This is a genomic window from Vibrio sp. 10N.247.310.17 (genome assembly GCF_041466605.1).
GTDB lineage: Bacteria > Pseudomonadota > Gammaproteobacteria > Enterobacterales > Vibrionaceae > Vibrio > Vibrio tasmaniensis_A.
Window position 1 is genome coordinate 1 of record NZ_JBFSTC010000200.1, and the last position, 2,161, is coordinate 2,161.

Below are 2,161 nucleotides of genomic sequence, written 5' to 3' on the forward strand. Positions count from 1 at the left end.
CCTGTCGGGTGGACGACACTTGTTACCAAGTGCCGTCTCCCTAAGAACCGTACGTGCAACTTTCACTGCATACGGCTCAAGCCTCCGCAAAGGCATCGTTTGATACCCAGCAACTTATAAAGCAGTTAAAACAGGATCGTTCCAAGAGTTGCGAGCTTTCCTTTTGAATTTTCTCTTCGCCAAGTATTCTTGGTGCTGAGGGTCAAATGGCGTTGCGGCACTTCGGATTTTCACATGTCTTTCTATTGATACTTTGGCTATTTGAAATAGATTGAACTGACAATCCATATTCATTATCTTCTGCCAACCGTGAAATTGCCATTGGCCTTTTCGGTTGATGAAGTACTTATGGGTGACCCAACTTTTTGATTTAGTTGGGTGACGCCTAATAGCCCAGAGCCATAATGCTTGGAATAGTTGGTGTCCAACGTATCCGAAAACTCGTTTAGCAACACAGTGGCGATAGTAATTCGCCCATCCCCGTATTTTGGGGTTTATCATTTTGATAAGGTTATTTACGGGGATCGTTGCGTGAGTTTTGATGAGTCTACGCAAGTTACTTAAGAATGACAGTACATTGGTTTTACTCGGTTTTATGAGTAGCTTTCCTTTGTATTTTCTGTGGTTAAACCCTAGAAAATCGAATCCATCATCAATATGAGTTGTGCGTGTTTTTTCATCGGAAAGTGTTAGACCTCTTTCTAGTAGAAATTCAGTAATCAATGGCTTTATGTCGTTCTCTAATACATCCTTTGATGTACAAGTGACAACAAAATCATCAGCGTATCCAATAAAGTTGGCTCTTGCTTTCTTCTTAAGAGCCAAGGACTTTATTTGTTGTTCAAGCCCTGCGAGAGTGATTAGCATTAATGTTGGAGAAATTATGCCACCTTGTGGCGTGCCTTCTTCCGTACGATAAAACAACCCTTTATCTACAAAACCAGACTTCAACCATTGTTCCAACATACGCTTGTCTACAGCGATGTTATCAAGAAGCCATTGGTGCCCGATTTTATCAAAACAGGATTTAATATCTCCTTCAAGAACCCATTTAGCTGCCTTCTTTTGAGCCAAGCATAAGAAAGACTGCGCTATTGCATCAGTAGTGCTTCGGTTTGGTCTGAAGCCGTAACTATTTGGGTCTGAAATTGTTTCCGAGATAGGCTCCAAAGCAAGGAGGTGGAGTGCTTGTTGCGCTCTATCTGCCATACAAGGAATACCAAGTGGTCGAAGCTTACCGTTCTTTTTAGGGATGTAGATACGCTTGAGTGGTTTAGCTTGATAAGCTTTTCGACTCAATTGATTCACTGCATTCATGCGACGTGCATCTGTATTCCAGAGCACGCCATCTATTCCAGGCGTTTTACTACCTTTGTTTTGAGATACTCGCTTAACAGCAAGAAGTTTTGCTGAACGAGAATGGGTTAGTATCCACTGTAAGGCTTTTGCTTTACCGTGATTACCTTCTCTAGTTGCCTTTGCGATACGCATTTGGAGCTTTAAGACATGCGCCTCCACAGCCTTCCAGTTAATGGATTGCCATTGTGCACTGTCAGAAGATGCACTAATCTCGTTCGAAATCATCATTTGCTTTTCTTCCTTAATAAAGTTCTTCAAACTCTCTCGCAACGGGAGACCAGTTGGAAGTGGGCTCACTTTCGTGATCAGGCATGTGCCTGTATCTGCATCATTACAATCCAGCTTTCGCTTTCTCCAACCTCCTTTACCTGCATCACTATCGGCCACATAGGCTTTCCCAGAGGGAGTGATACAGGCTTACCATGTTCCGTATGTCTCGTAATGTCAGGGTAGATGCCCACTATAATGCGGAGAGCATTTCGATCACGAAAGAATACACACAAACTTCTTTCCTACTCTCGTTGCTTATTTAGCTACAGCGTCTAAACCACTTCCGCTGCTTGTGAAATTACGCATCTGACGTGGATTCACTTCTGTTCATCATACTGACTCCCTAGCACTTACCCGATTTATGTGGTTATCAGGAGGAGCTTCCTCTCGCGATTCAGTTCCCGTCCATCAGATAGACTTTGTTACATTGTCAGGCTCGCTTCTTTATTCAGAGCCGTAGGGTCATTTGGTGATACAAATGGTTCGCTCTTTTCGTGGCGAACAACGATTCATACGACTTCATGTCGCACTA

Annotated in this window: 1 protein-coding gene; it reads right to left on the minus strand. The window is 43.1% G+C overall.

Features of this window, described 5'->3' with window-relative positions:
* Positions 1-114 precede the first annotated feature (114 nt).
* The gene (gene ltrA, locus AB6D80_RS24780; RefSeq protein WP_182796477.1) at positions 115-1,587 is read right to left on the minus strand and encodes a group II intron reverse transcriptase/maturase; all 1,473 of its coding nucleotides are present in this window, start codon (positions 1,585-1,587) and stop codon (positions 115-117) included.
* Between the last annotated feature and the right edge of the window lie 574 nt (positions 1,588-2,161).

What these genes read in the sequence shown, in the direction of transcription:
- ltrA (WP_182796477.1), bottom strand. Translation starts at nt 1,587, where the DNA reads ATGATGATTTCGAACGAGATTAGTGCATCTTCTGACAGTGCACAATGG.